Genomic DNA, 7,071 nt, shown 5'->3' on the forward strand with positions numbered 1-7,071 from the left:
GGGGGTGGCTGCGGGCGCCCGGGAGCGGTTCAGACCCCGGCGGGCTCCTTCGCCGGCTGCTCCGCCGGCTCCAGCCGCGCGATCAGCTGCTCGCCCTCCATGTCGACCCGCGGCACGACCTTCTCCAGCCGCTTCGGGAACCACCAGGCGGCCTTGCCGAACAGCGCCATCGCGGCCGGCACCAGCGCCATCCGCACCACGAAGGCGTCCACCAGCACGCCCACCGCGAGGGCGAAGCCGATCGGCTGCACGATCGGGTCGTGGCCGAAGACGAACGAGCCGAACACCGACACCATGATCAGCGCCGCCGCCGTGACCACCCGGGCGCCGCCGCGCACCCCGGCCACCACGGCGTCCCGCGGCGCCTTCCCGTGGACGTACTGCTCCTTCATCCCGGAGACCAGGAACAGCTCGTAGTCCATCGCCAGCCCGAACAGCACGCCGATCAGCAGGATCGGCACGAAGCTCACCACCGGTCCGACCTTCGGCACGTCGATCAGGCCGTCCAGCCAGCCCCACTGGTAGACCGCGACCACCGCGCCGAGCGAGGCGGTGATGCTGAGCAGGAAGCCGGCCACCGCCTTGAGCGGGACGAGCACCGAGCGGAACGCCAGCGCCAGCAGCACCACCGCGATGCCGACGATCACCGCGAGGAACGGCGGCAGTGCCTGGCCGAGCTTGGTGGAGACGTCGATGTTGGCGGCGGTGGTGCCGGTGACGGCGATGTCCGCGCCGGTCGAGGTCTTGAGCGGCGCGCGCTGGTCGCGGATCTCGTTGACCAGTGTCCTGGTGCCGGCGTCGTCCGGTCCGGTCTGCGGGATGACGGTGAGCAGGGCGGTGCGACCGGCCTGGTCGACGGCCGGGGGCAGCAGTGTCCGCACGCCCGGCAGGGTCTGCAGCCTGGCCGCCACCCCCTGCACCGCCTGCTCCGGCTGCGGCGCGCCCCCGGCGTCCACGACGACCACCAGCGGCGCGTTGAAGCCCGGCCCGAAGCTCTCGCCGACCAGGTCGTAGGCCTTGCGCGCATCGGTGCCGGCGGCCTGCGAACCGCCGCCCGGCAGGCCGAGCTGGAGGCTGGCGGCGGGCACCGCGAGCAGACCCAGTCCGGCCAGTCCGACGAGCAGCACGGCCAGCGGGCGGCGGACCACGAAGCGGCCCCAGCGCTCGCCCAGGGTGGTGCGGCCGCCGGTGCGCAGCGCCCGCTTCCAGACCGGCAGCCGGTCGATGGCGCGGCCGGCGAAGCCGAGCAGCGCGGGCAGCAGCGTGATCGCGACCAGGACGGCCACCACGACGGCGCCGGAGGCGGCCAGGCCCATCACGGTCAGGAAGGGGACGCCGGCGACGGCGAGCCCGGCGAGCGCCACGACGACGGTGAGGCCGGCGAAGACGACGGCGCTGCCGGCGGTGGCGGTGGCGCGGGCGGCGGCCTCGTCCGGCTCCAGGCCCTCGTCCAGGTGGCGGCGGTGCCGGGAGAGGATGAACAGCGCGTAGTCGATGCCGACGGCGAGACCGACCATCAGGGCCAGCACCGGCGCGGTGGTGATGATCTCGAACGAGCCGGACAGCGCCATGATCGCGGCCATCGCCACGCCGACCCCGACCAGGGCGGTCAGCAGCGGCAGCCCGGCGGCGACCAACGAGCCGAGGGTGATCACCAGGACCACCCCGGCGATGGCCAGACCGATCGCCTCGCCGCCGTCGACCTGCGCCATCCGGTTGTACGCGTCGCCGCCGAAGGCGACGTCCAACCCGGCCGCGCGGGCCGGTTCGGCGGCGGCCTTGACGGCCTCGCGCTGCTGGTCGGTGACGTCGGCGAGCTTGTGGTCGAAGGAGACCAGGGCGATAGCGACCCGGCCGTCCGGTGAGACGGCGTGGGTGGCGTACGGGTCGGGCACCGCGGCCACGCCGGGGACGGCGGCGATCCGGGCGACCGTCTCGCTGACCGCCCTGCCCGCCTCGGGCGTGGTGGCGCCGCCGGGCGCGGGGGCCGCGAAGACGACCTGGGCGGAGCCGTGGCCCTGCTCCGGGAAGGTGTCCTTGATCCGGTCCAGGGTGGTCTGCGCCTCGGTGCCCGGCACCTTGAACTCGTCGCTGGTCTTGCCGGCGAAGGCACCCGCGGCCCCGCCGATCGCGATCAGCACGGCGATCCAGACCGCCAGCACCGCCCGCCGTCTCCGGAAGCAGTAGCGGCCCAGTCGGTAGAGGTACGTGGCCATGGGTGACCCCTCGGTCAGATCGTCGGGCAGGCAGGTGCCTGAACAGGTCGCGGTCCACCGTACGCGCAACCTTGTCAGGCGACAAAGTTAGTCGACAGGATCGATCGACGGAATCGCTCGACGCAGTTGTCCGACCATGGCGATACCCTGGCTGGATGGCTCATGTCCCCGCCTCCGAACGCCGACCGCAACTGGTCCAGGCCGCCCTCGACCTGATGACCCGGGAGGGGGTCGCCGCCGGCAGCACCCGGGCGATCGCGGCCGAGCTGGGCGTGGCGCAGGCGACGGTGCACTACACCTTCGGCACCAAGAAGGACCTCTACCGGGCCGTCGTCGAGCAGCTGACCGCCGAGTTCATCGGCCACGTCCGCGCCGCCTACCCGGGCGACGGCTCCTTCGGCGAACAGGTCGCCACACTGGTCCACGCGCTCTGGGAGAGCTCGACCGGCACGGACGGGCGCTGCCTGCTGCTGAGCGAGTTCGCGGCGCTGGCGATGCGCGACCCGGACCTCCAGGAGATCATGCGGGCGCTCCAGCACGGGATCGAGCGCACCGCGGCGGAGATGCTCACCACCCTCGCCGAGGCGCACGGCCTCGAACTGGCCACGCCCGCCGAGGAGATCGCCGTCCACTTCCTCACCGGCTTCGACGGCCTCACCGACCGCTACCTGGCCCTGCGCGCGCCCGGCGAGCAGCCCGACCACGGCACCCTGCGGGCCCTGGACCTGCTGGTGGCCACCACGGTCGGACTCTGCCTCGGCGCCCCGGCGAAGCCGTAACCGCGTAAGGCCGCAGGCCGCTAGGAGGCGATCCGGACCGGGAGTTCGGCCAGCACCTCGCGCAGCGCGGCCGCGAAGCGCTCGTACTCGGCGCTGCGGGCCGAGCCCGGGCGGGTGGCCAGCCCGATCCGGCGGCCGGGGGTCGGGGCGGCGAAGCGGACGGCGGCCAGCCGGTCGGTGCGGCCGGCCTCGACGTCCAGCGCGGTGGCGGGCAGCAGCGTCACCCCGAGGCCGCCGGCGACCAGCTGGACCAGGGTGGACAGGCCGGCCGCGCGGGTGGTGGAGCCCCCGGGATCGGCGCCGACCTCACGGCAGATGTCGAGGGCCTGGTCGCGCAGGCAGTGGCCCTCCTCCAGCAGCAGCACGTCCAGGTCGAGCAGCACGTCGCGCGGGACGTCGATCCGCGCGGCGAGCGGGTGGTCGGGCGGGGTGACCAGGACGAAGTCCTCGTCGAACAGCGGGATGTCGCGGGTCGGCGAGGTGCCGCCGGCCGGGAGCGCGAGCAGCAGGACGTCCAGCCGCCCGGCGGCCAGCCCCTCCAGCAGCGCGGGGGTGCGCTCCTCGTGGACGTGCAGTTCCAGCTCCGGGAAGCGGTCGCGGACCAGCCGCAGCACGGTGGGCAGCAGGTAGGGCGCGACGGTCGGGATGACGCCGAGGTGCAGCGGCCCGGTGAACGGGCGGCGGGCGGCCTCGACCTCCTCGGTGAGGGCTTGCAGCGAGGCGAGCACTCGGCGTGCGTGCTCGCGCACGCGCTCACCCAGGGGGGTGATAATCACCCTGCGCGTCGTACGCTCGACCAGCTGCGCGCCCAGCGACTCCTCCAGTGCCGCGACCGCCCCGGACAGGGCCGGCTGGCTGGTCCCGGTGGCGGCGGCGGCCTCCCGGAAGTGCCGGTGCTCGGCGACCGCGAGGAAGGCCTTGAGCTGGGCGACGGTCGGCGCCCGGGGGCTGCGGACTGTGGCGCTCGCCACAGCGGCCTCGGGTTTGGCGGCGGCACCCCTGCGGGGGCGGGGCCGCGACGTGGGCGGTTCGGTACTGATAGCCATCTCCGATCAGACACATCAAGTGTAGCTATTTCCCTGATCAGTCCACGATGTGGAACCGTAGGACGTGTCCGGAATCCGGACAAAACTCCCCTCAGTCTCACTTCAGGAGAAGCGAACGTGCTCACGATCGGTGACAAGTTCCCCGAGTTCGAACTCAACGCCTGCGTCGACCTGGACGCCGCGAACGCCTTCGCCGAGATCAACCACAAGTCCTACGAGGGCAAGTGGAAGATCGTCTTCTTCTGGCCGATGGACTTCACCTTCGTCTGCCCGACCGAGATCGCCGCGTTCGGCAAGCTGAACGACGAGTTCGCGGACCGCGACGCCCAGATCCTCGGCGTCTCCGGCGACTCCGAGTTCGTGCACCACGCCTGGCGCAAGGACCACAAGGACCTGCGCGACCTGCCCTTCCCGATGCTGGCCGACGTCAAGCACGACCTGATGCGCGCCTGCGGCGTCGAGGGCGCCGACGGCACCGCCCAGCGCGCGGTGTTCATCGTCGACCCGAACAACGAGATCCAGTTCGTCATGGTGACCGCCGGCTCCGTCGGCCGTAACCCCAAGGAGGTCCTGCGGGTGCTGGACGCCCTGCAGACCGACGAGCTGTGCCCGTGCAACTGGACCAAGGGCGAGGACACCCTCGACGCCCAGGCCCTGCTGGCGGGCTGACCCATGGCCCTCGACGACCTGAAGGCCGCCCTCCCGGACTACGCCAAGGACCTCAAGCTCAACCTGGGCTCGGTCATCGGCAACTCCGACCTCCCCGCCCAGCAGCTCTGGGGCACCGTGCTGTCCTGCGCGATGGCCACCCGCAGCGCCGCCGTGCTGCGTGAGCTGGAGCCCGAGGCCAAGGCCAACCTCTCCCCGGAGGCGTACACCGCCGCCAAGGGCGCGGCCGCGATCATGGGGATGAACAACGTCTACTACCGGACGCTGCACCTGCTCTCCGACAAGGAGTACAGCACGATGCGGGCCGGTCTGCGGATGAACATCATCGGCACCCCGGGCGTCGAGAAGGCCGACTTCGAGCTCTGGTGCTTCGCCGTCTCGGCCATCAACGGCTGCGGCCAGTGCCTCGACTCGCACGAGGCCGTGCTGCGCAAGGCCGGTGTCGAGCGCGAGGTCGTCCAGGCCTCGATGAAGATCGCCGCCGTCCTCCAGGCCGTGGCGGGCGTCCTCGACTCCGAGGCCGCCCTCGCCGCCGCCGGCGCCTGACGGACCCCGCACCAACGCCGACGGGCCCTCCCGGACACCACGTCCGGGAGGGCCCGTCGGCGTTGTGCTTCGGCCTCAGCCGTCCGCGGCCGGGGCTGCGGAGGTGCGGCCCGCGGCCTCGCGGGCGGCCTCCATGGCGGTGAAGACGGCCTGGCCGGCCTCGTTGCGGCGGCGCAGGTGGGTGATCACGGTGTTGGTGACGGCGATCAGCGGGACGGCCACCACCGCACCGCCGATGCCGCCGATGATGCCGCCGGCCGCGACGCCGAGGACGACGCCCAGCGGGTGCACCCGGACGGCCCGGCCGAGGATCAGCGGCTGCAGGATGTGGCTCTCTATCTGCATCACCGCGACCAGCACGATCAGCACCATCAGCGCCGTCCACGGCCCCTCGGTGACCAGGGCGATCAGCATCGCGACCGTGCCGGTGACGAGTGCGCCGACCAGCGGGACGAAGGCGCCCAGGAAGATGATCACGGCCAGCGGCATCGCCATCGGCACGCCCAGCAGGTCGATGCCGATGCCGATGCAGACCGCGTCGATGAAGGCCACGCAGACGGTGCCGCGCACGTACGCGGTGAGCGTCGCCCAGGCCTTCGGGCCGGCGCCGGCCATGGCGAAGCGGGAGTGCCGGGGCAGTCCGCGCAGCGCCCAGTTCCAGATCCGCGCGCCGTCGTAGAGGAAGAAGAAGGTGGTGAAGAAGGCCAGCGCCACGGCGGTCAGCACCTCGACGGCGATCTGCGCGCCGGTCAGGCTGGCCGAGGTGATCTGGTCGGTGTTGGTGGTGATCGCCTTGCCGATCTGGTCGGCGTAGTCGTTGATCTGCTGCTGGGTCAGGTGCAGCGGCCCGGTGCTCAGCCAGTCCCGCAGCTGGTCGACGCCGTCCTTCACCTTGCTGGTGACCGTCGACAGGTTGGTGGACACCTGCCAGACCACGAACCAGCCGACCAGCCCGATTCCGGCCAGACCGCTCAGGAACACCCCGCCCGCCGCCAGCGAGCGCGGCACCCCGTGCCGGCGCAGCCAGGAGACCGTCGGCTCCAGCAGCGCGGAGATCAGCAGCGAGGCCAGCACCGCGAAGGCGACCAGCCGCAGCATGTCGACGATGTAGAAGACGACGTAGAGCGCGCCGCCGAGCAGCAGCAGCCGCCAGGTCGACTCGGCGGCCACCCGCAGCCCCCAGGGCACGGCCTCGGCCGGGGTGGCGGGCCGGCCGGGGTGGTACTCCCGCGCCAGGCCGGGCGGTGCCACCGGCGAGGGGGCCGCCGGGGCGGCGGCCGGCACCGCGGCGGGTTCGACCCGCGGGGCCGGCACCGGATCGGGCGCCTCGGCCAGTGCGGGGACGGCGAGCTCGTGCGGATCGGCCGCCATCGCGGCGCGCCGGCGCCGTTCGATCACGGCGGCCGCGCTCGCCACCACGGCCATGCCCTTGGCCACGGCCTTGAAGGCCTTTCCGCCCCGCGCCATCCTCGCTACCACCGCTCCCCTGCTGAGCCGCCGTGCCCGGCGGTACGCCGTGGGTCCCGCCACGGCCGTCAGGGATGACGCTACCCGGCGGCGGCCCGGCCAGTCCGGCCCCCGCCGGGTTCGGCTCGAACAACCTCGTCATCAAACCGGGGCAAAACGCCAGGTTTCAGATGGTTTCGGACCGAGATCGCTGGGGAGGAGTCGGGACGAGGCCCCCAGGGGAGAGCGAGGCCTCGGGCCACGGACCAACTGCCGGCGGACCGGCCGGTGCGGGAAGCGACCAGGACCCCTTCCCGCGCCCCGCGTCCGCACCGGGCCCGCACCGCCCGCAGGCGCACTGGTCAGCGC

At 73.0% G+C, this 7,071-nt stretch carries 6 protein-coding genes; 3 read left to right on the forward strand and 3 right to left on the reverse strand.

The window, feature by feature from the left end:
- Positions 1-29 precede the first annotated feature (29 nt).
- Positions 30-2,216 (reverse strand): MMPL family transporter, encoded by a 2,187-nt coding sequence (locus ACFV6I_RS36055; protein ID WP_380430170.1) that lies wholly within the window; start codon positions 2,214-2,216, stop codon positions 30-32.
- Between the two features lie 155 nt (positions 2,217-2,371).
- Here ACFV6I_RS36055 and ACFV6I_RS36060 point away from each other — a divergent pair, with 155 nt between their 5' ends.
- Positions 2,372-2,995 (forward strand): TetR/AcrR family transcriptional regulator, encoded by a 624-nt coding sequence (locus tag ACFV6I_RS36060; RefSeq protein ID WP_063347989.1) that lies wholly within the window; start codon positions 2,372-2,374, stop codon positions 2,993-2,995.
- A gap of 20 nt (positions 2,996-3,015) precedes the next feature.
- Here the strand turns inward: ACFV6I_RS36060 and ACFV6I_RS36065 are convergent, their stop codons facing one another.
- Positions 3,016-3,966 (reverse strand): LysR substrate-binding domain-containing protein, encoded by a 951-nt coding sequence (locus ACFV6I_RS36065; RefSeq protein WP_380430173.1) that lies wholly within the window; start codon positions 3,964-3,966, stop codon positions 3,016-3,018.
- A gap of 192 nt (positions 3,967-4,158) precedes the next feature.
- Here ACFV6I_RS36065 and ACFV6I_RS36070 point away from each other — a divergent pair, with 192 nt between their 5' ends.
- Both ACFV6I_RS36070 and ACFV6I_RS36075 read left to right on the forward strand, forming a co-directional pair.
- Positions 4,159-4,710 carry a peroxiredoxin gene (locus tag ACFV6I_RS36070; protein WP_063347991.1) on the forward strand — a complete coding sequence of 184 codons (552 nt, stop codon included), beginning with the start codon at positions 4,159-4,161 and terminating at the stop codon, positions 4,708-4,710.
- Positions 4,711-4,713: 3 nt separating this feature from the next.
- Entirely contained in the window at positions 4,714-5,256 is a 543-nt protein-coding gene (locus ACFV6I_RS36075) for an alkyl hydroperoxide reductase (protein ID WP_380430176.1), read from the forward strand.
- A 75-nt stretch (positions 5,257-5,331) separates the two neighbouring features.
- Here ACFV6I_RS36075 and ACFV6I_RS36080 read toward each other — a convergent pair whose 3' ends face one another.
- A complete protein-coding gene (locus tag ACFV6I_RS36080) occupies positions 5,332-6,723 on the reverse strand; it encodes an AI-2E family transporter (protein ID WP_363372455.1) in 1,392 nt (463 codons plus the stop codon).
- Between the last annotated feature and the right edge of the window lie 348 nt (positions 6,724-7,071).

The sequence above is a fragment of the Kitasatospora sp. NPDC059803 genome, assembly GCF_042732255.1.
GTDB lineage: Bacteria > Actinomycetota > Actinomycetes > Streptomycetales > Streptomycetaceae > Kitasatospora.